The following is a 25,059-nucleotide window of genomic DNA, read 5'->3' on the forward strand; positions in this document are numbered from 1 at the left end:
AAATTAAAAAAAGTCGTATTTGATATTTAAAATTCAAATACGACTTTTTTATTATCTTCTGTTAAATCGAAAATATACTTAAGCTACAAAGTTTAAAACAGAGGAGATGAAGTACATCAACTTTTGGTTGGGTCGTTATCATTCACAGCTAAGTAACAAGGATGAAAAAAAACGACGAAAAATCAAACATCAGGTAATTACAAATGGAGTGCTGATAGAATTTAAAATCATCACTTTATAAAGTAATATAATTAAAAAACGTTAGAAAGGAGAAATCGATATATCGATATAACGAAATTATTTAGAACTAGCCCACTATGGTTTTTTCAAATATAACTTTATTTAGAAAAGAACTAATTTCCTGTAAAAAATCACACGAAAGTAAATAATTGTGTGATAACCAATAGTATTAAAAACATTGCCATGCACGGCAATGTTTTATTTGTTATGTGCCAAAAAGAATATAAAATCAAGATAAGAAAGAGTACTAGTCAGATAGTGATGTGAATCCCAAAATTAGGACACTTTATATTAGCTATTAACTGAGGACTAACTTCCGATATTCAAGCGGAGTTAGTCCTTTTTAGGGCACGATTATCTTTTAAAAAGAAACAAAAAAGCAATTCTTTCGGGTCGCCCCAGACGCAGGTAAAAGTTGTTTATTGGTTCGGTGCAAAGTTTAATCAGCTTTATTGATTTTTAATAATACAATTGAAATAGCAATAAAAACTGCAATACCCAGTATAATGATTCCATATAGAGCATACGTAATGTCAGTTGTACTAGCAATGCTTGTAAAAACTGTAGTGGTTAAAGGGCCTGCCATCACTAAAATTGTATTTAACAAACCAACAGATGAAGATAAAATTTTACGATCAACAGTAGTAACAAGCCACTGTAGTAATTTAGGGCTTACAATACCAGCCAAAAATCCTAATATTGTTAAGCAAAATAAACTAGCAAAAATGTTTCCATAAATAATAGCAATAGCTAAAGTAATAGTAGCAATAGTGTCTGCAAGGACAATTAAAAATAATGAAGTGTTTTTAAATATCTTAGTACCAATTGCACTGCCAGATGCCATGCCAATAGCTGCAACAGTGCTAACCACAGCTATTGTAAAACTATAATTGCCAATTAACATATTTTTATTGCCAGCAAGTACAATTGAAATTAGTGGTTCGACTGTGCTAAGAAGGCCATTAAGCAAAGCGATGACCAAAACAATCGTTAAGAGGCCATTAGCTTGTTTAACTTGTTTAAGTGAAGAAACAATGGTTGCTCCGAATTTTTGAGTGTTAACTTCTTCTGGCTGTTTATTTACTTCTTGTTTTTTAACATTCATACCAATGTTAGCGTAGATGATACCAGCTACTAAAAAAGTAATGGCATTAACAATTGCTAATCCTGAGTATGACATAAATAGTAGAAGGCCAGACCCAGCGAATTGTGCGATCATAGTAATTAGCTGTGAAATGCCATTAGTAAAGCCTTGAGCTTCAGACATTTCATTTTCACCAACTAGACTAACTATTAGTGGGGTTTGCAAGCCCCCTGAATATTTACCCGAAAGATCTGAAATGAAATTAAGTCCGATAACCAGTAATACTAAATTCCAGCCAGATATGTTAGTTGCAAATAATACCCCTACTAACAGATATAGTGCGAATCTAATTACTGCTAGCCAAACAATGACATGATACTTGTTTTTTGTCCGATCAGCTAGATACCCACTAAGACTTTGAATTAGATTAGGTAAAGACTCTGTAATTGCAATCAAAGAAAGAGCTAAAGAGTAATTTTTAAGTCTACTAGCATAAGTCATAAGAGCTAGGTAAAAAAGTATGTTGCCAGCACTTGATAGCCAGCTGGCTAAAGAAAATTTTCTATAATTTGTATTTCTTAAAAAAATATCCAAAACTATGCCTCCTATTTCTTTATAAACGCTATTTTTATTATATTTGGGTTTATAATTTTAAATGATAAAATGGCGAATTCGAATTTTTTTGGCTAAATAAGAAAGAGGGAGGTAAATTAATGAAGATATATGAATTATTGAGACAATACAGATTGGAACAAGGCAAAACTCAAAAAGAATGGGCTAGCAACGTAATCAGCCCTTCGTATTATTCTAAGGTTGAAAAAAATATTCACCGTATTTCAGCAGAAGACTTAATTGCTTTGTTAGAGGCTAATAATGTTTCGCCAATTGATTTTTTTAGTAAATTAAATAGTAAAGCGCAATTACGACATAAGCAACAAGCAATCTTTGAGCGGCTGGCAGGTGATGCGTATTATCAAAATTCTAAAGCGCAATTATTACGGTTAAAACACCTAATTACTGAAAATGATATTTTTGCTAATAATGATTTAATAATTACTATAGATGCTTATATTGCATTATTAAATGATGATGTAGATAGTTTGGATAAAAAAACTAAAGAAGCGATTAAAGAAAAAATTTTTAATACGACAAAGTTTGATAGAAGTAAGTTAGCTATGTATTGTTCGTTTATGCCTTTTTACGATATAGATAGTAATCTTTTACTTTGCCAAAGGATTATGCAACAGTATCAAAATAGTGCAGATACAAAGATTCAATCAATAATATTGGCAATAATAGCTAATTTACTAAGTTTATGCATTGAACAAAAAAGATATGAAGTAACTAAACCGTTTATTAAGATAGCAGTTGAAGTGGAGTCAAAACCAGAGCTGTTTTTTTATAAAAACATGCTATTGATTTTTATCAATATAATTGCTTATCATGATGAAAACAGCCCAAAGTATTTAGCTAAATGTAAAAAGGGAATTGAAAATCTAGCTTTGCTTGGTATGCCAGAGTATGGTAAAAAGGTAGAAAAGTTCTTTTATGAAAATATAAAAGTCGATAATGATTAATAAATATAGTAGTTGTTTTGAATATTAGGTACAGTTATATTAAATGGTAAAAGTTTGAATTATAATTGGTCTAATTGTGAAATTACCAGGTAACGAAAAAAGGGAAGGCTGTTAAATCAGTCTTTCCTTTTGCTATATGGCTTCAATTTCATAAACAATTATTTGTTGCAGTTTTAAGCCGTGTAGCTCTAAGTTTCATAGCAACTTCGTTCAATGTGCATTATGTTAAGTTGCTTTGGTATAATTTAAATTAAAAACATTAATTTTTTATTATTTTAATATATACTAAATGCATAAACGAATAGACAGGAACCACTAGTGCCATTGGCTCAGCCTGTTTTATGAAAGTCAGAAATAATTTGGACTATATGAATAATACACATCTACACAATTATATTTATATAGATGTCAACCTTACAGGAATTTATACCATAGCAGTTCTTTAAATAATAATTAATAGAAAGTGATGAGATTATGTTTGAATAGTAGGGTACATGGCTGTTATAACCGCAATGTTTCGCCTTGCACAAATTTATAAGGATAAGTCTTTCTTTAAATTCATGAAACAGAATCGTGGCATACTTCTGCTTTCATATTCTGTAATAACCCTCTTAGGATTTGGAATAGCACAGGGATTTGGCCGCTTATTCCCACCATTTATTACAATGCTAGTAGTGTTTATGCTGCTTGGCGTTTTCTACATGTTTAGAGATCGTAAAATCAGCTAGTTTAAATTATAATTACTAATTCTATAGCAATCTTCTCTAACTTAGTTAGTGGTGATTGCTATTTTTAATCTTTCGAATAAGTTACCTTAATAAACCCTTTTTTTACTTATTTGAATGATGAAACAATGACTTGGGCAGTTTCTTCTCCTTATTGCAATTAGTATAAAGTATTTAATGAGAAAAGTTAGTTAGAAATTATTATGCGAGTTCTGCTTGTTTTGTCTTGTTAACTTTTATCATTACAAGCAAAGTAGTAGTGAAAACTATGACGCTAAGTCCTAAAACGCCATAAAGTGCATAATTAACATTGATTGTTCCAGCAATAGATGTAAAAAACGTCGTCATTGCCGGTCCTGCAATTGCTAAGATCGTATTTAAAAGACCTGCTGAAGAGGCTAAAATTTTGCGGTCTACTGAAACAACTAGCCATTGCATTAATTTAGGACTACTTGTACCAGCTAAAAACCCAAGGGTTGACATTAGGATAAGGCAAAATACAATATTTTTATTTAGAATAGCAATTGCCATAACAGCACTATTAACAGTAGATAATAAAGAAAGCTGGAAAAGTGAAACGTTCTTTAAGAGTTTAGTACCTATTGCACTACCTGAAGCTAATCCAATAGCTGCTGCAGCTCCTAAGAGTGCGATTGTGAAGCTATAGTTACCAATAAGCATACTTTTATGACCAGCGATAACAATTGAAATTAGTGGTTCTATTGAACTAAGTAAGCCATTAAGTAAGGCTACAACTAAAACGATGGTTAAGAGTCCATGTGCTTGTCGTACCTGTTTAAGTGATGACTTGATTGTTGCAAAAAAGTTCTGATCATTGACATCTTCTTTTTGAATGTGTTGCTTACGAACTTTCGAGCCTATATTGGCAAAAATTAACCCAGCCGCTAAGAAAGTTAATGCATTGACAATTGCTAGTTCTGAGTAAGACATGAAAAGTAGGAGACCAGATCCAATAAATTGTGCAGCTAATGTAATTAACTGCGAGATACCACTGGTAAAGCCTTGTGCTTCTGCCATTTCATTTTCCCCGACTAAGCCAACAATTAGGGGAGTTTGTAAGCCACCAGAATACATACCAGAAAGGTCAGATATAAAATTAAGTCCAATAACTATTAGCACAAGATTCCAACCGTTAATGTTGGTTGCAAAGAGTATGCCAACTAGCATGTACAATGCAAAACGAATAATAGCAAGCCAGACAATTACACGATATTTATTATGTGTTCTATCGGCCAAGTAACCACTAAGACTTTGAATTAAATCTGGGAGAGATTCAGTAATAGCTATTAAAGATAATGCTAATGAATAATTTTGTAATTTGCTGGCATAAGTCATAAGAGCCAGGTAAAAAAGAATATTACCTGCCCCAGATAACCAGCTAGCAATCGTGAATTTTCTATAATTTTTATTTTTTAAAAAGATACCCATGACTTCTCCTTCATCAAATATTATTTCTTCGTAATGATATTTACAGTATATTTTGACTATAATAAAAAATATAAAAGTTTCGTATTCGAAATTTTTTGTCAAATGGGAATGTTATATTGGAAATAAGAGGAGGAGTACATGACTATTGGTAACTTGTTAAAAAAATATCGCTTAAATAAAGAAAAAACGCAACGAGAATGGATAGGAAATATTGTAAGCCCTTCTTATTATTCTAAAGTAGAGAAGGGAATCCATCGTATATCTGCAGAAGACTTAATAAGTTTGTTAAATTATAATTCTGTTTCTTTAATTGATTTTTTTAGCGAATTAAATAATTATAAGCAGAAGGGTTACAATCAAGAGCAGGAGTTAATGGATGTAATATGTGATGCTTATTATCGCAATGCCAAAAATGAATTGGTAAAATTGAAAGAGATTGTTAAAGAAAGTGATTTACCTAATAAAGAAGATGATTTACTTTATCTAGATGCTTATATTGCGAATGTAAATAACGAGGATTTAAATGATAGAGAAAAGCAAGCTTTAAAAGATAAGATCTTTAGTAGACCCAATTTTGATAAATCTACGTTAGTCCTTTATTGTAATTTTATGATGTTTTATGATGTAGAAAGTAATGTGATAATTTCTAGAGGGATAATTAAACAATTTCAAGGATCAAATGATGTGAAAATTTTAGAAATGCTTTTAACTGTTATTGGTAATTTGTTAATCCAGTGCATTGAAGAAAAAAAGTATGATGAAACCAAATTCCTAATTAAGGCAGCAAATCAAATATCAACCAAACCAGAATTGTTCTTCTATAAAAATGCCATAGTATTACTTGAAAACATGATTAGGTATCACTATGACGCTAGGGATAAATATTTACAGATTTGTCATAAGGCAATTGAAAACTTTTCTTTATTAGGGATGCCTGAATATGGCAAGGAAATAACTAGATTTTTTGAAAAGCAAAAATAAAAGATATCATATTTAACATAAAAACTGATGTAAGTCCCAAAAGTTAAACAACTTTTGGGGCTTTTTAGCCCGTTATGAGAGCGATCTTTAGATTAACCTGTAACTAAGCTAGCAGTCTTTAAAGCGGCTGCCTGAAATTCAGAGAAGGAATCTTGTTTATAAGGCTTCTTTTTTGCTTGTATGCACATTATGGTTTGAGCAAATTAGTCTTGTGCAATAAATTGCAGGAGTAGGTAAGAATGGCCTAGGCAATAGCCTTTTGTTGTCTCGAAAAAATTAGACAAGTGGCTGACTGTTACAACTGAGAGTACAAGAAATAATCCTAGTAAATTTGCCATAAGGATTAGAAGATATATGAACCATAAAAATATTTAATAGTGGGAAAGATAAGTATTTTTAACTTCTTAAGCTTTTTTCAGATACACGAATTAAGCTATGCAAGTCTAAAGTATTCCATTCTAATTTTTGAAACATGTTTCAGAAAAATGTTGACTTTTTGAAACAAAATGTTTATATTTTATATGTAAACGATTGCAAAATCGCTTTTAAACTAGAAGTAGGAGTGAAGAAAATGTCTGAGAAAAAAGAAAGTAATTTTCTTAACGAAAAATTGATTCCTTTTTTTAACAAAATATCTAGTGCCAGACACATGGTTGCGCTGCGTGATGGGATGACAGCCGCTGTACCGATGATCATTATTGGTTCAATTTTTATGATTATTGGTCAGTTTCCTGTTAAAGGTTATTTAGACTTTATGGCCAGTATTTTTGGTTCCAATTGGTCTAATGTCGTGCAGTATATTACTAATGCGTCATTTCATATTATGGGGCTAGTGGCTGTAGCCGGTATTTCATATAGTTTAGCCAGAAGTTATAAAGATATTGATCCATTTTCAGCGATGATTGTGGCAATAGCAGCTTTTATCTTAACTATTCCTATGCAGGTAGGAAAAGATGGCGGATTACTAATTCCTCTGAATCAATTTGATTCATCAGGTTTATTTACCGCATTGTTAGTTGGACTATTTGTCACTGACTTGTATGTTTGGCTGATGCATAAAAATTTGGTATTTAAAATGCCAGACTCTGTTCCACCAGCTGTAAGTAATTCATTTGCGGCACTGTTTCCAGGGGCAATCTCATTATTTGTGGTTTGGTTAATCAGAATTGGAGTTGAAGCGACTCCAATGAAGAGCATTCCTAATGTGATTACTTTCTTCTTACAGGCACCGATGAGTAAAGTAACCAATACTTTAGGCGGAGCAATCGTAATCGAATTAGTAGTATGTATACTCTGGTTCTTTGGTATTCACGGTGCTAACGCAATTTCTGGAGTTATTGACCCAGTATTGTATGCTGCATTAAGTGTTAACTATACAGCTTTTAAGGCTAACAAGCCTCTTCCCAATATCATTACCAAAACATTTTTTGATAACTTTGTCCGGATAGGTGGCTGTGGCGCTACACTCGGTTTTGTAATTTTAATGGTTTTTGTTGCTAAAGATCAGGAAATGAAAGCACTAGGAAAGCTTTCTATCGGTCCAGCTATTTTTAATATTAATGAGCCGGTGGTCTTTGGTGTACCTATTGTATTAAATTACCGTATCATTATTCCGTTTATCTTAGCGCCAATGGCTAATATAATTGCAACTTACACAGCAATGAAAATGGGTTGGGTCGCTAAAACAATCGGGATATATCCACCTTGGACAACACCACCAATTTTATCCGGAATTCTTTCTACGGGACATATTTCCGGTGGAGTGATGCAACTGTTTAATATCGTAATGGATACCTTGATATATTATGGCTTCTTTAAGAGTATGGATAATGCTAAACTAAAAGTTGAAAAAGAAATGGAGCAAGCAAAAGCTTAAATCAAAAGTCTAAACTGAGGAATAACGATGCGTACAAAGCAGAAACTGACAGCAACACAATTGCAAATATACAATTATATTGTAGCTAATAAAAAAGAAGTAAAAGATATTACTTTACGTGATTTGGCTAGTATTCTGTCTGTTTCACCTGCTTCTGTAGTACGAACCATAAAAGCTTTAGGCTATAAGCATTATTACGATTTGCAAACTGAAATTAAAGAAGAGCTGAATAGAAATAAAGTAGTTGATGACATTACTTATCAGGCCCAATATTATTTTTCGCAAGATTTTTTAACCGATTATGATCAAAAGATTGTTGCTTTTAAAAAGATTGCCAGTAAGACGACAGACTTTATCTTTTTTGGAATAGGATCTTCCGGTGATCTATGTGACTACGGTGCCCGCCAGTTTGTTAATAATGGACGCAATGCCTTTGCAATTGGCGATCCCTATTATCCAGTGGAGCTAAGTAGGGATTTATTTCATGGTAAAACTGTTATCGTACTATCAGTAAGTGGTGAGGGTCAACCGACTATTGACCAGGTAAAAAACTTTAGGCAATTGGGTGCGACAATTGTCAGTATTACTAATAATGAAAATAATACAATTGCCCACTTGTCGGACTTAAATTTTGCTTATCATCTGGAATTTAAAATTATCGGTCAAACTATTAATTTAACCTCCCAAGTTCCAGTTGTATATTTGCTTGAACGCTTATCGCGGGCGCTGCAGGATAACAAATAAAAAGTTACTAAAATATCAAGTCCCAAAAGTTAAACAGCTTTTGGGGCTTTTTATGATTAATTAGCTAAATAAAAATTCTTAGTGTCTTAATAGGACTAATTATTTAGAGATATTAAGAACTAGAATTTAGCTAACAACTATAAACCACCTAATTTTAGGGTTCACATCATCAGTACTCAAGTATTTTTAGTAACATTGCCATTTTTTGCATAATTTTCATTATAAATAAAGTGGTGCGAGAAGTTAGTATAATTCAGAAATAGTAATGGCAAACTTAAAGCAGAAATTAAGTATTAAATTCTACGCTGGAATAATTATTATTGGCTTGATTTTACGGGTATAGGTATCCATTCTTTAAAGCCTACGACAAGCAGTTGTATGAAAAAGAACAAAGTGTTTCTCAAAATTAAATTTAGAAATGAGGTATAAAAATGAGTTTTAAGAAAGATTTTTTATGGGGTGGCGCGACTGCTGCTAACCAATACGAAGGGGCCTTTGATGTTGACGGTAAGGGCCTTAGTGCTGCTGATGTGGTAACACAGGGTTCTTATGAAAATCCTAGAAAAATTACATGGAAAAACCCTAAAACTGGGGAAACAGGTTATGTGCCTTTAAGCATGGATGTTGATCAGATGAACTTTCCTGAGAATGCTGTGCCGGCTGTCCTTGATGGGTATTACTATCCTAGTCATAAAGCAACTGATTTTTATCATCATTATCAAGAAGATATCAAATTAATGGCTGAAATGGGCTTTAAATGCTTTAGAATGTCTATCAACTGGACCAGAATTTTCCCTAATGGCGATGATGAAGAACCTAATGAAAAGGGCCTAAAATTCTACCAGTCTGTTTTTGAAGAGCTGCAAAAGTACCATATTGAGCCGCTAGTAACTTTGTCACACTATGAAATGCCACTAAACTTAACGATTAAATATGGCGGCTGGAAGAATAGAAAATTAATATACCTGTTTACTAGATATGCTGAAACGGTAATGAAGCGTTATAAAGGTCTAGTTAAATACTGGTTGACGTTTAATGAAATAAATGCTTTAAATTTTTCAGGTTATATGGCAGGTGGAATTTTAAATCCCACTTCTCAAGATATTGCTCAAGCCGCCCATAACCAGTTTGTAGCAAGTGCCTTAACTGTAAAGGCTGGTCATGAAATAGATCCTTATAATCAAGTTGGTCAAATGCTCGCATTTACAGCAGAGTATCCGTATACTTGTGATCCTGCAGACCAGATAAAAGTTATGAATGATATGCACAGCTCTCTGTTTTATTCTGACGTGCAAACTGGTGGCAGGTATCCTGAATATAAGATTGAAGAATATAAGAGAAATGGTATAAAGCTTGATGATTGTCCAGAAGACTACGATTTACTGAAAGAATATTCAGCCGACTTTTTAAGCTTTTCCTGCTATTCCTCATCTACAACTACGGTTCATAAGGATCAAGCAGCTACAACCGGTGGTAATTTTGTAGCAGGTGTTAAAAATCCCTACTTAAAGAGCAGTGAGTAAGGCTGGCAAACTGACCCTTATGTGTTGCGCTATGCTCTTAATGTATTGTGGGACCGTTATCATAAACCGCTTTGGATTGTTGAAAACGGCTTGGGAGCGCGTGATCAAGTCACTGAAGATGGCAAGATTCATGATCCGTATCGCATTGAATACTTACAAAGTAATATTAAATCTATGAAAGAAGCCGTTGATATAGATGGAATTGATCTTATGGGTTATGAAATGTGGGGCTGTATTGACTTAGTTTCTGCTGGCACGGGTGAGATGTCTAAAAGATATGGTTTCGTTTATGTAGACCGGGATGATCAAGGAAACGGTAGTTTGAAGCGTACCCCAAAGGATTCTTTTTACTGGTATAAAAAGGTCATCGCTTCTAACGGTGAAGATTTATCTAATTAATCGTACTCTTGTAAGAAAGCAATTGATTCAGTAAATTTTAGGTTGAAAGTTGGTTTCAGCTACATTAAAAAGCTCTATTTTGAAAAACTAGGGCTTTTTTGTGTGCAATTTGACACGTACCCCGAATTTTATACTTTTTAATAAAAAACTTAAAATTTCGAATACGACATTTTTTTATTGGCCTTGCTTTGTTAATGTAACATTATGATAATAAAAAAATTAAAACAAGGAGAAAAAAATGACTAAATTTAATATTCGTGGTGGCTTTGGCGATACTACTAAGCCAGATGTAAATACCCGTGAACAAGATAACCTTTACTTGGCTGTAAATTCAAAGTGGTTAAAGGACAATCCTGTCCCTGCGGGTGAGCCGTGGATTAGTAGTTTTGATATAGCAGATAAACAAACACGTAAACACCTTTTAAAAGATTTTTCTGCTTTTATTGTTGGTAAAAAACCAGTTCCCCAAGTTAAGAATCTTAACAAAGCAGTTGAATTTTACCGGATAGCTGAAGACGAAGAAAAAAGAGCTGCTGACGGTGCCGCTCCAATTAAGGAAGACTTGACTTTTTTAACCAGTCTCAACAATTTAGCTGATGTCAATAAGAACTTAACGAATTTGTTGCTAGCCGACAACTTGCCCTTCAAATTTGAAGTGGAACCAGATTTTAAGGATGCACAACTAAATATTGTCACTTTTTACCGGCAAAATTTGATTTTGGCCGATACCAGTTATTATGGTAATGAAAAAACTGCCGACTTGCTTGATGTTTGGCAAAAGCAAACCATTAACTTGTTGGTAATGAGTGGTATTAAGCAGGCTGAAGCTGAACAATACGCCACAGGAGCAGTTAAATTGGATCAGCGTTTGGCGCAGGTTTATCAATCAGCAGAGTATAATTCTAAAATTGAAAATATCTATCATCCAATGGGTATGACAGAATTTGAAAACCAGAGTAAAAATATTCATTTAGCTGATTTGATGAAAGAAAATGGACTTGAAACTGCTAAGAAAGTTAATGTTACTGAGCCAGGCTATTTAGCTAAATTTGATGAATTGTTTAATGAACAACATTTCTCTGAATTAAAAGGCTGGCTAATCGGATATTTTATTAATCAAGCAGCTGGATATTTATCACGTAAATTTAGAAAGGCAATACTGCCACTAAGAAAAGCAATGTACGGCATAGATTCTTTAGTTACAGACGAGCGCTTTGCTTATGATGAGACGGTCAGATTATTTGGCGATGTCATCGGTCAATATTATGGTGAAAAATACTTGGGTGCTGAAGCCAAAGCTGATGCTACTAAAATCGTTAAGAATATGATTGCTGTTTACCAAGATCATTTAAAAAAGAATACTTGGCTGTCAGATACTACTAAGAAAAAGGCATTAAAGAAGCTCGATACTTTAGTCTTAAAAATCGGCTATCCAGAGCATGTTCAAGGGTTCTATGACAAATTCAAGGTAACACCAGCTCTAGAGGGTGGCAGCCTATATAGTAATGTTAAAGAAAATAGTCAAATTAAACTTAAGGATAACTTTGCAGATATTAACAGACCCGTTGACCGCACACTTTGGATAATGTCGGCGGTAGAACCAAATGCTTGTTATAATCCGCCAAGTAATGACATTACCTTCCCAGCACTTTTACTGCAAAAGCCTTTTTATGATATACACCAAGATCGTGCAGCTAATTATGGCGGTTTTGGTGCAGTTGTAGGTCATGAAATTTCGCATGCGTTTGACAACAACGGCGCACAGTTTGATGAGTTGGGTAATATGAAAAACTGGTGGACTGATGAAGACTATGCCGAGTTTAATAAAAGGGTCGAAGCTGAAATTAAGCTATTTGACGGTGTTGAGGTCGGTACGAGCAAAATCAACGGTAAATTGACAGTTTCAGAAAACATTGGTGATCAGGGTGGCTTGACAGTAGCTGTTGCAGCTAATAAGCAAGAAGGTGGAGACGCCAAAACTTTGTTTGAAAACTATGCGCGAATTTGGGCAACAAACGCTAAGCCTGAATTTTGGCAATTAGTCGCCGCATCTGATGTTCATGCACTTTCTCAGGCTCGAGCAAATGTGCAGGTACAAGGTCAAGATGAGTTTTACCAAGCTTTCAATGTTAAAGAAGGAGATGGCATGTGGCTTGATCCGGATAAGCGGGTACAAGTCTGGTAAAATTTGATACTATAAATTAAGTATTTTTTAAGAAAATCAGCTCCTGCTTTGTGCTAAAACAGATATAAGTCCAGCACGTGATGCTAGAAGAATAGTAAAAATAATTTTTTAGGCAGGAGAAAATAATAATGAAAAATATTCAAAGACTAACTACTATATTGGCGATTATTTTGTGGCTTGTTGTGATTGGTATTTTTGCAGTTGCTATCTCTAACAATCAGTTGTGGAGTATGGCTCCGGTTATTGCATATAACCGACCGCAAAACGCTCTTGGCTGGCTGATTGTAGCTGCTATTGCGGCAACAGCGGTCAGTGTAATTTTAAAACTGACAAGGGATAAGTAAGGTAAAAAGGGAATATTGTGCTATTAAAATTGTCCTAAATAAATATGCAATCGGAAAAGGAAAGCTGCTAGTTTTATTTTTGAACCAGCTCATAGAAACCTAGCGCACAAAAGAGTATTTTTCTCAGAATAAACGTTCACAAGTTATTTGTTTGAGACTATTTCATTATATTAAACGGAAACAACCTTTAAGAAGTTGCCGCTGCAATAAGCAAAAGAAAATAAATAAGACAAAACACCTGACATGTATTAAATAGTGTCAGGTATTTTTGCTCGCTTAATATAGATGAAGTATAATGGTTTCTTATATTAATATTATGTTGCGTCTTTGGCATTTAGATAATTACATTATTTAAATTTATTGCGTTAAAGAATAACTGTAAGGAGATAATTACAAATGAAAAAAATTGACGGGCATTTTCACCTGGTGCGCTCAATTGCAGGCTTATCCGGTCAAGGGCGAATGACACCTTTGGGAAATGGCAAGGCAATATGGGATAATGGTACTTTTCTCAAGCTGATCCCTAATGGCTGGGGTGATCATGACTTTACAGCGGAATCCGCTTTAAAAGTAATGCAGGAAAATGAAGTAGAAAAAGCAGTTTTACTGCAAGGCAGTTTGTATGGCTTTCAAAATTACTATTCTTATCAAGCGGTTAAAAAGTACCCTGAGAAATTTATTGCGGCATTTTCAGTAGACCCATTTGCAGATGATGCAATGAAAATTGTTAGGCGTCATGTGGAAGACTTGGGTTTCAGAGCAATTAAATTTGAAATTAGTCAGGGCGGTGGCTTACAAGGCTACCATCAACCATTTCGTTTGGATACTACACCTGAATTAGGCAAACTTTTTCACTTTTTTGCGGATTATCCTGGATTTGTGATCGCTGTTGATTATGGTAATTATAGGCAAATTAGCTATGAACCAGAAGCAATTGTTAACTTGGCAAAACGATATCCCAAACTGGATTTTGTTGTTTGCCATCTGTCTTTTCCCAATGCCGACCATTTGAATCGCTTGGAAAATGCTTTAGAACAATGGCAACCGTATCCTAATATCACTACGGAAATTTCAGCGATTCAAGATATTGAAAATGAAACTGATTTTCCGTTTCCTCGTTGCCAAAAAGATGTTGCACTAGCCAAAAAGATTCTGGGGGCTAAAAGGATTTTTTGGGGCACAGATTCCCCGTTGTCATCAACTTTTAATTCGTACCATAATTTAGCAACTTGGCTGGCAGCTACTAATATTTTCACTGAGGCAGAATTAGAAGATGTCATGTATAATAATGCTAACCGCATTTATTTTAAGCCACAAAATGTGCAGGCAATGCATGATAGCGCAGATCCTGTTTTAAAAAAATGATAAGAGGCCCTAGGAAATGAAAGAGACAAAAGTTTTGGTAACTGGAATTGTTCCAGAAGCTGGTCTAACGGAGTTAAAAAAGAATTTCGCAGTAACTTGTAAACCAGAAACAGCGGGTAGAGCGTGGGTTTTAGCTCATTTAGCTGAATACGATGGGGTGATACTCACTGGAATGAAAGGCGATCGGGAACTGATAGATGCCGGCATTAATTTAAAAATTATTACTGCTAATGGCGTTGGCTTTGATCACATTGATATTGATTATGCAAAGCAAAAAGGAATTGTTGTGGCCAATTGTCCTAAAAGTGTCCTCATCCCCACCGCTGAAATGACATTTGCCTTACTTTTAGCAACCGTAAGACGCCTGCATTTTTATGATAAAACCATTCGCCAAGGAAAATGGGTTAGTGTTTCTCAGCCGGAAAATATGGGAACAGGGCTTAAGGGAAAAACACTCGGCATCTATGGTATGGGACGCATTGGATCTGCGGTAGCAAAGTATGCCCAAGTTTTTGGTATGAAAGTTATTTACCATAATAGACATCGTTTAAGTTCTCAAGAAGAAGCAAAGAAGAATGTTCATTACGTGGATTTTGCTACTCTTGTTAAAACAGCAGATGTGATTACCCTGCATGCTCCGGCAACTCCTTCTACGACTGGCGTTTTCGATGCTCAAGTATTTAAGCAAATGAAAAAGACAGCTTATATTATCAATGTCGCCCGAGGTAAGCTAATTAAACAAAATGATTTAATTGCCGCATTGCAAAATGGGGACATTGCTGGAGCAGGTTTAGATGTTTATGAAACTGAACCCAAAGTGCCACAAGCACTCTGCAAATTAGACAATGTAATTTTGTCACCTCACGCGGGTTCAGGGACGCTCACTGCCCGCACAAATATTACTACTGAGGCTTCACAAAATCTCATTTCATATTTAAGGGATCACAAGCCATTAAACCAAGTTAATAAGTAATTTTTTAATTAGTAAAAATAATCATGAATAAAAACCAAGTTTTTGCTTGGCTTTTTTCTTTTACTGTAATAAAATATGAAGTTAACTACATGAAGCCAACTTCATATTGTTAAGAAGGTGAGATTATCAAAAATTTAGTTAAGGAAAATAGAAAAAAGCTGCACTTAACGCAACGTGAACTTGCTGTTAAAGTGGGTGTCACTGAACGAACGATTATCTCAGTAGAAAATGGTAAATACAAGCCCTCACTCATCTTGGCGTATAAACTAGCGCAAGTTTTTAGGACCGATATTGAAACCTTATTTTGTTTACAGGAATATATAGAAAATGAAGAAGAATAAGAAAAGAAAGATCAAATATTATTTCGCAGCATGCTTTTTTACATTTTTAGCACTTCTTGAGTTGGCGCTGATCAGTTTAGAGGTTCTGCAGCACCGCAGGCAAACCGATATACCGAAAAATATTATTTATGCAGTTTTTGCTATTAGTTTTTCTTTTTATCTTTATTATAAAGCCAAAACTGTGGGCACAGATAAAGATGTTGAAGACGAGCGTGATGAGTTTATTGCAGTAAAAACTGATCACCAAATGTATAAAATAGCTAACTGGTTAATTTATATTCTGAGCCTGGTCTTTATAACTAGCGCAGCGTTCATGTATGAAGCTCAAGGCTTTACGACACTGGTCATAATATTGACAACCATTGCCGCTACTTTAAGCGTCTTATGGAACTTATTATTATTAATCGAAATGATTATAGGTATTACCAATGAACTTAGAAACTGATGAGACATAAATACTGCTAAATAATATCCAAGCGACCTTGCATTTTAGTACAAAATTTTTTCCACTTGCTTTCCTGATAGTGACCTCTTAGTTAAATAGTATTGTAATCACGGTTCTTCTCAAGTTTAATTAATTTATCATCTTTAATGAATGAAAAAATTATTAACAAAACTGGGGGAGAAAAATAATGATTTACCATAACTATTCACATTTAAAATTCTTTTGGCTCAATGTTTTCGGTTTGATATACAGTACTTTAAATATCTTTGCTGCTTATATGCTTAGCAATTTGATCAATATGGCAACCAAAAGACAATTTTCAGCTTTACCTTCTTTAATGCTGCAGATCATAGTAGCGTTAACTATCATCTTAATTTCAGGATTAATATTTAATTACTTAAAAACCGATGCAGTTAAGCAGATTAACACAAAGTTGAGATCTAAAGTGTTAAAGGGGATGCTGCTAAATAAAGAAGAAAACAGCTCTAATTTAGGCTTTTTAACTAACGACTTTAAGTTATTAGAAACTAATCGTTATGAAGCTGAAATTGAAATTCTGATCTATACTTATACCGTTATTTTGGCGCTGGGTTATGCTTTATATTTAAACTGGTTTGTTACCTTGATTTATTTCGTGGGCTCAGCGATCCCTACAATCGTCTCCAACTTTTTTCAAAAACCAATTCAAAAGGCGTCAGGTGATTGGACTAAGGCCAACGATAAATATGTTAGTCAAACCAAAAATATTTTAGCTGGCACCGGAACTTTTAACTTATACGGTAAACAAAGCAATGCTGTTAAGCAAAATAAGCGTGTCGTTGAACGCCTGGAAGAAAAACTGGCCAAAATGAATCTGCTAAATAATAATACTAATACCTACCTTAATGTTATCGCGATTGCCAGTGCCTTTTTACTACCATTTGCTTTTGGGTCATTCCTGGTAGTCAATGGTCAAATTACACTAGGGGCATTATTTGCCATCACCCAGCTTTCTAACTCTTTTGTTAATCCTATCCTGCAAATTTTAAATGAACGAAACAATTTATCGACCACGAAGGGTATCGTTGACAAGATCAAGCAGTTTGTTGCTAAAGGGGAACAAAAGCCGCAAAATGGTGTTGTCACTGAGGACTTTAAACAATTAGAAGTGAAAAATCTGACTTTAAAACGGCAGGGTAAAGAACTAGCTAGTCAAATTAATTTTGCAGTTGCAAAAGGACAAAAAGTTGCGGTCGTTGGACCGTCCGGCTCTGGTAAATCCACCATGCTCCAATATTTAATGTATGGCGATTATGGTCAGGCACAAGAAGAGTTGCTTAATCAAAAAGCAGTACAACCAGGTACTTTTACTAATTTGTTTGCATATTCAAGCCAAAGCGCGGTCATCTTTGCCGACTCATTATGGTTTAACCTTACGTTAGGTGTGGACATTTCTAGAGAAAGGGTAACAGAAGTTTGTGAACATTTAGAATTAGGACAATTGGTTAAAGAAAAAGGTTTTGACTACCAACTAGGTGATAATGCTGACCAATTATCAGGTGGGCAATTAGCGCGAATTGAACTGGCAAGGGCAATTTTGGCCAAACGACCAATTTTATTACTGGACGAAGTTAACGCCTCATTAGATAAGGCTACTTCTCAAGCAATTCATGACTACTTGTTTGATTCGGATTTTACTTTCATTGAGGTTATTCACCATTATGAACCGGCTGAACTAAAGCGTTATGATGCTGTAATTGATTTTAATGATTATATCTAGAATTTATATTTCGAAAAAAATCTATAGTTAACAAAAAGCTTACTTTCTGAAAAAGAAAATAAGCTTTTTTTGCATATAAAAGTTAAAACTGCAACATTTGCTGACACTTAATTAAATTTCTTCGATAAGTAAACCACAGCGGAAATTGAAAACTAATTCAATAAGTAAAAAGATTAAAAAAATAATAATAGCTGAAACGTTTTGTGAAAAAGGAACATAGCTTTTAATCATTGGCGGAATTAACAATAAAGCTGCGACCATGACAGCTATTAAGACTGAGGATTTGGGATTAGGAATAACTTTATAATGAGCGTCAGTCTTATTAATAACCATTTTGGGCGAGCGATTTAGACCGCCTTGGGTAAGTTGCAGTGTGTCTCCTTTTTTTAAGTTTAGTTTTAAAGCATAACCAGCAGCGATACTGCCTACCCTTAAACCATTGACTATTACAGTTGTTGGTTTACCCATTGAAATATTATTCTTTGATCGTTGAACTGTAATCATACCGGTACACTTTCTTTAATAATAGTTGTTTAAGATTAGCTTATTAATAAAATAAATCAATGTCAATATTGTTTACTAAAAAAAATAATGTTTACAAAACAAAATATATAAACTATAATTTTAGTGTAAGTGATGTAAGCGATAACAAGAAGGAGGTAATGAATTGTGCAATTAGTAAATGTCAGAGTTGATAGCCGTCTGATTCATGGTCAAGTAGCTCGTGTGTGGACTGGGCAATTAGGAGCAGAAAGATTAATGGTCGTTGGCGATAAAGTATCTAAAGATGACTTGGAAAAAACTGCTTTGAAATTAGCTCGTCCTACCCAGGCAGCTTTAAGTATTTTGCCACCGGATCGTGCAAGTAACAATATTGTTCAGGGCCGCTACGCCGACCAAAAAATATTTATTATTACACGTGAACCGGAAGCTCTGGTTCAGATGGTTGATGCAGGAGTACCAATTAAAGAAGTTAACGTTGGTAACTTGCCAAGTGGTGAAGGCAGACTGCAACTGTTCAAGAGCGTGGGAGTAAATGACGAAGAAATAAAGGCTTTTAAAGAACTTGATGCTCGGGGAGTAAAGCTTTACCACCAGATGGTCCCGAACGATTCTAGAGAAGACTTTATGTCTGAATTAAATAAACGGATGGAGAAATAATATGAATTCATTGAGTGTAGTTCAAATAATTTTGCTGTCTTTGTTTGCTTTCTTCCAAATCAATGAAATTATCACAGTTGGTATTGGTTTTGGTAACCCAGTTAATGCTGGATTAATTGCAGGACTAATTGTCGGCGATATGAAATTAGGTTTGGCCGTAGGAGCAACATTACAGTTAATGATATTGGGAGTCGGTACTTTTGGTGGTGCTTCGATTCCTGATTATGCCACTGGAGCAATCATAGGTACTGCAATTGCACATATTTCAGGAAAAGGAATTAACTACGGTATTGGTGTTGCTATTCCTGTTGGCCTATTGATGGTGCAACTTGATATTTTGGCTCGTTTTGCTAATACCTACTTTGCACACAGAATTGATAAGGCAATTGATCGTAACGATGATAAAGCTGTTGTACGAAATAGTCTTTATGGGGCTATTCCGTGGGGGCTTTCACGGTCAGTGCCCGTATTATTGGTGCTAATTTTTGGTGAAGCATTTGTCAAAAATGTACTGAACTATATGCCACAATGGTTAATGGGTGGATTGAAATCTGCCGGAACTATGTTACCAGCAGTTGGTATTGCCATCTTAATGCATTATCTGCCTATTAAGAAATTTGGTGCGTACATGATTTTTGGCTTTGTAGCTGCTGCTTATTTAAACGTACCGATGCTTGGTGTTGCGCTGATCGGAGTCGGCTTTGCCATTAATCATTATAATTCTATCATTCATAATAAGAATCAATCTGGTGGCGACAGTAATGGCTTAGATGCACAAAAAGCTGCTGAAATGGGTATTGATGATAAAGGAGTAATTACCGGTGATGAAGAATAATACTACAGAAAAGACTACGACGGAACAAAGTCATAAGTTAACTAAAAAAGATATTCGTAGCGCTAACTTACGCTGGATTTTTACCTCTGCATTAAGCTGGAACTACGAAACTATGATGGCTCCGGGTTATGTTGGCTCACAAATGCCAATTTTACGTAAGTTGTATGGTGACAAGCCTGAAGATATGAAAAAAATGATGCGGGTGCAGTCTGAATACTTTAACACTAGTCCGCATATGGGTTCCATTATCCAAGGTGTCGACATTGCTCTTGAAGAAAAAGAGGGGATTAAGTCAGTTGACGGTGTAAGAGGTATTAAAACTGGTCTTATGGGACCATTTGCTGCTGTAGGTGATACTTTATTAGGTACCGTTCAATCAACTATCTTTGGTGCCATTGCATCATACATGGCCCTTAAAGGTAATCCGTTTGGTGCTATTTTATGGATGGTTGCACTAGGCGTTCTCTACATTTGGGCTTATACTTGGATGCCATTTGCCTACAAGCAAGGTGTCAACTTAGTTACTTCAATGAGTTCTAAGCTTAATGCACTAACTGACTCAGCAACTTTGCTGGGGGTAACGGTTGTAGGAGCTTTGATTCCAACTGTTATTACGTTAAAGATTCCGTTCATCTTTAGAGCTGGGAAAGTTTCGATGAAATTGCAGGATATCTTTAATCAAATTATGCCATCGCTTCTGCCCGTTTTACTAGTTGCCTTTATTTATTGGCTACTGGATCGCAAACATATGAACTCAACTAGAGCAACTTGGTTTGTTCTAATCTTGGCTATTGTTTTGTTCAACTTGAAAGTTGTTGCTTAATAGCATGAAATATAGAAATTAATAAGTAATCAGATTATCTGCTGAGAAAAAGCATATTACTAAATTTAAGCAGGTAAAGTAAGAAAAAACGGATGTATTTTTCAATAATAATACAACCGTCTTTTCTTTGAACTGCAAAAAATATTTGTTATCATAATTGCAAAAATGCCGTAATAGCAACAATTATGTGTAGAATATCAGGTTCTAAAAGTTTATATTTTTAAGAAATTTATATTAATAGCACCTGTTATAACACCCAAATATGAAAGACGAGAAGATAAGATGGCTAATATCAGACAGGTAGCTAAGTTAGCAGGTGTTTCAGCAAGTACAGTCTCACGAATATTAAATGATGACACTTCTTTAAGTGTTACTGATCAAACACGGACCAAAGTTTTAGCGGCTACAAAAAAATTAAATTATCATATCAAAAATAAAAGCAAAAAATGTCCAGTTGTTGGTGTATTAACAACTATGGACTTGGATCAAGTAGCAGAATATACGTATTACCAACAAATAAAACAGGGAATCATTGAAGAACTCAAAAGAGAAAAAATGACATTGAGTTCTATCTATTATTTAAATAACTCTTTGGATAGTTCATTTTGGGATGGCGTGTATTATTGGGACGGCGTGATTGTTATCGGTAGCTTGTCCGAATCAGCCATTAGCGAACTAAAAAAATTAAACTCTAATATCGTCATTATTGAAGCAAGATATAAAAATAATTCCGTCAAGCTGGTTAATGCTAATTTAACTGCCGGAGTAAAAGAAGCTTTAACACAACTAGAAAAATTTGCTCAAACCAATATTGTATATGTTGGTGGTCCCCGTTATATGACTAATTTGCAAGGAGAAAAAACGCAAGCAAAAGGTGAGGTTCGTTTAAATTGCTATCGGGAGTGGATGAAACTGCATGATCAAGATGAGTGTTCAATTCTTACTCCGGGTTGGAGCATTGAAGATGGCGTCCAGGCAGGTAAAGAAATTGCACAATTACCTACTTTACCTAAAGGAATTTTAGCTGGAAATGATCAATTGGCAATTGGAATAATGCAGGAATTACATACAAAAGGTTTTCATGCTCCTGCCGATTACCATATTATTGGGTTCGATAATATTCAAATGGCGCAATATTATATTCCCAGACTGTCATCAGTTTCTGTTCCGGAAAAAGACCTGGGTATAACTGCTGTCCATTTAATTAGAGAAGACATAATAGAAAAAAAGACGCGCGCCGCTACAACGTTATTAGAAGTTAAACTAATTTTGCGAGAAAGTACTGGCAATTAATATTGGAGGCCAATGATGTCAAATTATTATCCCAAGCAGTTAAGTGGAGATCAGACTAAGACTTTATTAATAAATCCTGATCGTGGCTTTCGCTTTGAAGTTTATTTAGATGTAAAAACAGGTAAGAGCATTTATGAATATGCTGATCAAGATGCTATCGCTGCTTTGAAAAGAGAAGCGTCACTGTATACTAATGATCAGCCGCGAATAGTACAGGTTTATTTTTACTTAACAGGTTATCAACATAAACCGCTGGATGCACAAGCTTTTAACCACATGAATGCCTTTTTTGACGAACTTGCTAAGTTAAACTTAAAGGCACTGCTGCGTTTTGCATATATTTCTGAAGATAAGAGGCCTTATAGACAAGCTCCTAGTGTGCACAGGGTACAGCAGCATTTGGAGCAGTTATCAGGTTGGCTGCAGGAACACCGCAGGCAGATTCACGCTTTACAAGCAGGAATCATTGGCCCTTGGGGTGAGTGGTCGCAACATGCTCGTGATACTACTGATGAATCAACCATTCTTCATAGTTTGTTGTTAAATTCCCCCCAAGATTTGACGGTTCAAGTACGCTACTTAAATATTAAAAACCGTAATATAAATGTTACTGAAAAATGGAATGAACAGCGAATTGGCTTTCATGATGATTTTCTAATTGGTATTGACCACGAATGGAATACGGCTGGTAAAAATCATGAATCTAATGAATACCAGCAACTACTAAGAGAATCAAAAAATACAGTTGTTGATGGGGAAAGCATTTGGTTATTTGCTAATCCCATGTATTTAGAAACAAAATATGTCGATCCAGAATTAATGACGCAAAGAATGGTTGAGAATCATTTCACTACTTTGAGTATTGCGCATAATTATCATGAAATAGAAACTAATTCATATTTTAACGTAACGCTAGAAAATGAATTAAAGAGAACTGGCAAGCCAGAAGGGCTTAAGTTCCCTCAAACAGGTTCATTTGAATATTGGAAGCATGTTCCTGTTACACCAGATTTATTAGATGAAAAGCATTGGCCATATCAATCATCATGGTTTTTGGATCAGAAAAAGCAGCCAATTAAACGTAATTATTTTGAATATTTACGTGATTATTTAGGCTATCGCCTAGAGACTACACAAATTAGCTATAATTCTGCTTTAAATGCCGCAGTTTACCTGACACTGAAAAATACAGGTTTTGCTGCACCTTTAGCTTTGGCAAAAATAGAATTGTTGGCTGTGAATAAGCAGCAGGATGTTATTGGTAAAGCTTTAGTAGAAAAAAGCACTTTACAAACTAATAATGAAATAACTACGGTTATTCCATTGACTAAATCTGATCAGCCTGACAAGGTCGGAGTCAAACTGCTTGCTACCAATGGTAGTACGGCACGTCTGGCTAATGAGTGTCAATGGGCAGATGGTATCAATTGGTTTAAATTATGACCGAGGCATCATTATGAAAAAAGTATTTAAGAAACTAACTTTAATAGCTGTATTTTTAGGGCTATTTCTTTTATCAAGTCAGCAAAGTTTATCCTCAGTAAAGGCAGCAACCGTTACTGGATATGACGAAAAGCCCCTAACCGAACAACAAAATCAAGAAATGGCTAACAATACTGATCGCGGCTTTCGTTTAGAGTTAAATTTAAATGTTAAGACCGGCAAGGGCTTATGGGCTAATGCAGATAAAACCGGGATAGCGCAAATGCAAAATGCGGTAGCTACATTTTCTGCTGATAACCCGCGTCTTGCACAAGTATACTTTTATCTAACAGATTATAAAAACAAGCCATTAGATCAAACGGCCTTTGATAATATGGATCAATATTTCCAAAAGTTAAAGCAATATCATTTGCAGGCTGTATTGCGCTTTGCTTACATTTGGGACGATGCTCATCCAAAGTCTCAGGAACCTACAACTGAGCAGGTAGTTGCACATATTAAGCAGTTAGCTCCCTGGATTGCCCAGCATCGCGATCAAATAGCGAATTTACAAGCAGGGTTTATTGGAGCTTGGGGAGAATGGGACAGCGGTGCCCGCAGCCGTATGAACGAAAAAGAAATTCTCCAGGCCTTGTTAGCTAATACCCCTAAAGATTTATTTATTCAAGTCAGATATTACAATATCAAGTCACGAAATATTGACCCGCAAAGTTCTGACTGGCAAAGAGTTGGATTCCATGATGATTACCTGATTGGTCGTCCTCATGTTTGGAATACTGCAGGTGCTGATCCTAATTCTGCTGAATGGAAGGCGATGGCAGAACAATCTCAGAGCGTACCGGTTGACGGTGAAATGATTTGGGGTTCTGCCAATGCATCAGACAATAACGGTCAGTTAATTTCTGCACCACTGATTGCTCAACGTCTAGCAGTTCATCATTTTACTTCATTGAGTATAGCTCATAATTACAAAGAAGACGGCAAGGACTATTCTTTGAGTGCTTGGAAACGGCAACTAGTAACACCTGCACTTTTAGATCAATATAAGTTACCGTATCAGAAATCATGGTTTAAAGATACTAATGATAATGAAGCAAGTCGTTCTTGGTATGAATATATCAGGGATTATCTGGGCTACCGCTTAGCAGTTAAAGACATCAGCTATCAAGTAAATGAACAGAATATCGACTATCAAGTTAATCTAACTAATTATGGCCTGGCTGCTCCTGTCCTAATTAATAAAGCAGAACTAGTATTACTGGATGCAGCTAAAAATGTAGTGGCTGCTAAGAATGTAACTGATATTGCTCACTTACAGTCTTTGCAAACTTTACCAATCAAATGGCAGGTAGATAAAACCTTAGTTAGCCAGGCAAAATATTTAGCCTTTAAATTTACTGGTTACAGTAATACGGGAAACCGCTTGGCCAATAATATTAATTTTGCAGATGGCTATAATTATTTGCTGACACTTAATTAAATATTGTATTACTA

At 35.0% G+C, this 25,059-nt stretch carries 21 protein-coding genes and 1 pseudogene; 19 read left to right on the forward strand and 3 right to left on the reverse strand.

Features of this window, described 5'->3' with window-relative positions:
- Positions 1–679: 679 nt before the first annotated feature.
- Complete coding sequence (locus Q0R51_RS06090; protein WP_294757391.1) at positions 680–1,918, reverse strand: MFS transporter; 1,239 nt, start codon at positions 1,916–1,918, stop codon at positions 680–682.
- Between the two features lie 119 nt (positions 1,919–2,037).
- Here Q0R51_RS06090 and Q0R51_RS06095 point away from each other — a divergent pair, with 119 nt between their 5' ends.
- Both Q0R51_RS06095 and Q0R51_RS06100 read left to right on the forward strand, forming a co-directional pair.
- Positions 2,038–2,901 carry a helix-turn-helix domain-containing protein gene (locus Q0R51_RS06095; RefSeq protein ID WP_294757393.1) on the forward strand — a complete coding sequence of 288 codons (864 nt, stop codon included), beginning with the start codon at positions 2,038–2,040 and terminating at the stop codon, positions 2,899–2,901.
- A gap of 494 nt (positions 2,902–3,395) precedes the next feature.
- A complete protein-coding gene (locus Q0R51_RS06100; protein WP_294757395.1) occupies positions 3,396–3,629 on the forward strand; it encodes a hypothetical protein in 234 nt (77 codons plus the stop codon).
- 198 nt (positions 3,630–3,827) lie between these two features.
- Here the strand turns inward: Q0R51_RS06100 and Q0R51_RS06105 are convergent, their stop codons facing one another.
- Positions 3,828–5,075, reverse strand: coding sequence for an MFS transporter (locus Q0R51_RS06105; RefSeq protein ID WP_294757397.1), 1,248 nt, complete (start codon positions 5,073–5,075; stop codon positions 3,828–3,830).
- Positions 5,076–5,213: 138 nt separating this feature from the next.
- Between Q0R51_RS06105 and Q0R51_RS06110 the strand changes: the two genes are divergently transcribed.
- From Q0R51_RS06110 to Q0R51_RS06160, 11 genes and pseudogenes are all read left to right on the forward strand, one after another.
- Positions 5,214–6,056, forward strand: coding sequence for a helix-turn-helix domain-containing protein (locus tag Q0R51_RS06110; protein WP_294757399.1), 843 nt, complete (start codon positions 5,214–5,216; stop codon positions 6,054–6,056).
- Positions 6,057–6,627: 571 nt separating this feature from the next.
- Complete coding sequence (gene celB, locus Q0R51_RS06115; RefSeq protein WP_122025419.1) at positions 6,628–7,932, forward strand: PTS cellobiose transporter subunit IIC; 1,305 nt, start codon at positions 6,628–6,630, stop codon at positions 7,930–7,932.
- 27 nt (positions 7,933–7,959) lie between these two features.
- A complete protein-coding gene (locus Q0R51_RS06120) occupies positions 7,960–8,676 on the forward strand; it encodes a MurR/RpiR family transcriptional regulator (RefSeq protein WP_294757402.1) in 717 nt (238 codons plus the stop codon).
- 431 nt (positions 8,677–9,107) lie between these two features.
- Positions 9,108–10,598 (forward strand): annotated as a pseudogene (locus Q0R51_RS06125) (family 1 glycosylhydrolase).
- A 238-nt stretch (positions 10,599–10,836) separates the two neighbouring features.
- Complete coding sequence (locus Q0R51_RS06130; protein WP_294757404.1) at positions 10,837–12,783, forward strand: M13-type metalloendopeptidase; 1,947 nt, start codon at positions 10,837–10,839, stop codon at positions 12,781–12,783.
- 128 nt (positions 12,784–12,911) lie between these two features.
- Positions 12,912–13,127, forward strand: a complete 216-nt coding sequence (locus Q0R51_RS06135) for a hypothetical protein (RefSeq protein ID WP_265667234.1) — start codon at positions 12,912–12,914, stop codon at positions 13,125–13,127.
- Positions 13,128–13,523: 396 nt separating this feature from the next.
- A complete protein-coding gene (locus Q0R51_RS06140; RefSeq protein ID WP_294757407.1) occupies positions 13,524–14,492 on the forward strand; it encodes an amidohydrolase family protein in 969 nt (322 codons plus the stop codon).
- A 16-nt stretch (positions 14,493–14,508) separates the two neighbouring features.
- Entirely contained in the window at positions 14,509–15,465 is a 957-nt protein-coding gene (locus Q0R51_RS06145) for an NAD(P)-dependent oxidoreductase (protein WP_294757409.1), read from the forward strand.
- A 125-nt stretch (positions 15,466–15,590) separates the two neighbouring features.
- Positions 15,591–15,806, forward strand: a complete 216-nt coding sequence (locus Q0R51_RS06150) for a helix-turn-helix transcriptional regulator (protein WP_187157126.1) — start codon at positions 15,591–15,593, stop codon at positions 15,804–15,806.
- On the forward strand, positions 15,793–16,251 hold the full coding sequence (locus Q0R51_RS06155) for a hypothetical protein (RefSeq protein ID WP_294757411.1): 459 nt from the start codon (positions 15,793–15,795) through the stop codon (positions 16,249–16,251). The genes Q0R51_RS06150 and Q0R51_RS06155 overlap by 14 nt, the downstream gene beginning before the upstream one ends.
- A gap of 187 nt (positions 16,252–16,438) precedes the next feature.
- Positions 16,439–18,010 (forward strand): ABC transporter ATP-binding protein, encoded by a 1,572-nt coding sequence (locus Q0R51_RS06160; protein ID WP_294757413.1) that lies wholly within the window; start codon positions 16,439–16,441, stop codon positions 18,008–18,010.
- Positions 18,011–18,121: 111 nt separating this feature from the next.
- Here the strand turns inward: Q0R51_RS06160 and Q0R51_RS06165 are convergent, their stop codons facing one another.
- Positions 18,122–18,514 carry a hypothetical protein gene (locus Q0R51_RS06165; RefSeq protein WP_046324036.1) on the reverse strand — a complete coding sequence of 131 codons (393 nt, stop codon included), beginning with the start codon at positions 18,512–18,514 and terminating at the stop codon, positions 18,122–18,124.
- 165 nt (positions 18,515–18,679) lie between these two features.
- Here Q0R51_RS06165 and Q0R51_RS06170 point away from each other — a divergent pair, with 165 nt between their 5' ends.
- The 6 genes from Q0R51_RS06170 to Q0R51_RS06195 all read left to right on the forward strand — a co-directional run bounded on the left by Q0R51_RS06170 (position 18,680) and on the right by Q0R51_RS06195 (position 25,045).
- The gene (locus tag Q0R51_RS06170) at positions 18,680–19,171 is read left to right on the forward strand and encodes a PTS sugar transporter subunit IIB (RefSeq protein WP_046324037.1); all 492 of its coding nucleotides are present in this window, start codon (positions 18,680–18,682) and stop codon (positions 19,169–19,171) included.
- A gap of 1 nt (position 19,172) precedes the next feature.
- Positions 19,173–20,006 carry a PTS sugar transporter subunit IIC gene (locus Q0R51_RS06175; RefSeq protein WP_294757416.1) on the forward strand — a complete coding sequence of 278 codons (834 nt, stop codon included), beginning with the start codon at positions 19,173–19,175 and terminating at the stop codon, positions 20,004–20,006.
- On the forward strand, positions 19,996–20,829 hold the full coding sequence (locus Q0R51_RS06180) for a PTS system mannose/fructose/sorbose family transporter subunit IID (RefSeq protein WP_046324039.1): 834 nt from the start codon (positions 19,996–19,998) through the stop codon (positions 20,827–20,829). The genes Q0R51_RS06175 and Q0R51_RS06180 overlap by 11 nt, the downstream gene beginning before the upstream one ends.
- A gap of 282 nt (positions 20,830–21,111) precedes the next feature.
- Positions 21,112–22,122 (forward strand): substrate-binding domain-containing protein, encoded by a 1,011-nt coding sequence (locus tag Q0R51_RS06185; protein WP_294757419.1) that lies wholly within the window; start codon positions 21,112–21,114, stop codon positions 22,120–22,122.
- A gap of 15 nt (positions 22,123–22,137) precedes the next feature.
- Positions 22,138–23,565 carry a DUF4874 domain-containing protein gene (locus Q0R51_RS06190; protein ID WP_294757420.1) on the forward strand — a complete coding sequence of 476 codons (1,428 nt, stop codon included), beginning with the start codon at positions 22,138–22,140 and terminating at the stop codon, positions 23,563–23,565.
- Between the two features lie 13 nt (positions 23,566–23,578).
- Positions 23,579–25,045, forward strand: coding sequence for a DUF4874 domain-containing protein (locus Q0R51_RS06195; protein WP_294757422.1), 1,467 nt, complete (start codon positions 23,579–23,581; stop codon positions 25,043–25,045).
- Positions 25,046–25,059 lie beyond the last annotated feature (14 nt).

Origin of the sequence: uncultured Lactobacillus sp. (assembly GCF_946477725.1) — a bacterium.
Taxonomy (GTDB): domain Bacteria; phylum Bacillota; class Bacilli; order Lactobacillales; family Lactobacillaceae; genus Lactobacillus.